Source organism: Aquimarina spongiae (assembly GCF_900141785.1).
GTDB lineage: Bacteria > Bacteroidota > Bacteroidia > Flavobacteriales > Flavobacteriaceae > Aquimarina > Aquimarina spongiae.
Genome location: NZ_FQYP01000027.1, coordinates 1 through 1,442, shown reverse-complemented (window position 1 = coordinate 1,442; position 1,442 = coordinate 1). Strand labels below are relative to the sequence as shown.

Annotated in this window: 1 protein-coding gene; it reads right to left on the bottom strand. The window is 35.7% G+C overall.

All coding sequences use genetic code 11. The features are described from left to right. Window positions 1–1,442: amino acid adenylation domain-containing protein (locus BUE24_RS23545; RefSeq protein ID WP_139242113.1), on the bottom strand; the 1,442-nt coding region annotated here is incomplete at both ends.

The window sequence follows — 1,442 nt, the reverse complement described above, 5'->3', positions numbered from 1 at the left end:
AAACTAGGAATAGGCAAAACTGAGCGATCAATCTTACCATTGGAAGTCAATGGTAAGGAAGACAACGCTACATAATAACTCGGAACCATGTAGTCTGGAAGTTTTTCCAATAAAGCCGGCTTGATAATAGACAAATCTATTTCTGATTTCAAAACTAAATACCCCACCAAAACCTTATCGCCATTTATCTCTTTCATCTCAACAATCCCATGCTGTATTTCTTCAAAAACTGTTTTAATAGTGTTTTCAATCTCGCCCAACTCTATACGATAGCCTCTCAATTTCACTTGTCTATCGATTCTACCTAAATATTCTATTTGACCATCAGGCAGCCATCTTGCTAAATCACCAGTTTTATACAAACGATCATAGTTGCCTGATCCATATGGGTTTTTAACGAATTTTTCAGAAGTAAGAGATGGACGGTTTAAATACCCTCTTGCAACTTGAACCCCAGACACACATAATTCCCCTGGGGTTCCAAACGGAACTAGATTTTCTGATTGATCAAGTATATAAATTTTAGTATTCCCTATTGGGGAACCTATAGTTACTTTATTTTCTATAATTGGGGCAGAACTCACACTACTACATACTGTATTTTCGGTAGGTCCATAAGCATTAAAAACTTTAATCCCTTTGGATTGAAATTCTTTAGTTAGATTATAATTTAAAGCCTCTCCTCCCGAGATAATTGTAGTAATGGTACCAAGATCGTCTTTTAAAGCTTCTTGATAAGATGGTGGTAATAAGGCTATGTTAATCTCTTTGGAATTGATTAAAGGACGTATTTTATCCAGTGAATTGATGGTGGATTTATCCGTGAGAATCAATTGCCCTCCACAAATCATTGTAGAAAACAACTCAAAACTAAAGGCATCAAACGAAAACGACGAAAATTGAAGCATTTTGACAGCATTGTCCATGCCTGTTATATCGATCATATTTTGCGCAAGATTTACGACTCCACGATGCTCACATAACACTCCTTTGGGCTTACCTGTGGTCCCAGAAGTATAAATTACATTTGCCAGGTTATTAGGCATAATTCCTAGATCCAGTTTTTCTGATGAAAAAGAATTTACCTCTTCCCAATCTCTATCAACACAAAAAAATTCGCATCCTGATACTAAATCTAAAATTGGGTTATCCGATTTTGTAATTATGAAATTCGCGGAAGTATCTTGTAGAATAAAAGTAATACGATCAAGCGGATAACTAGGATCGATAGGAACATATGCTGCTCCAGATTTTAATACTCCCAAAACACTTATAATCATTTCTAAAGATCGATCAACACAAATTGGGATTAGCTCTTCTTTCTTTATTCCTTTACTTACTAAATAGTGCGCCAAACGAGTAGAACGTGCATCTAAATCTCCATAACTCATTTCTAAATCTCCATGAACTAAGGCAATACCATCTGGTGAAGAAGCTACACT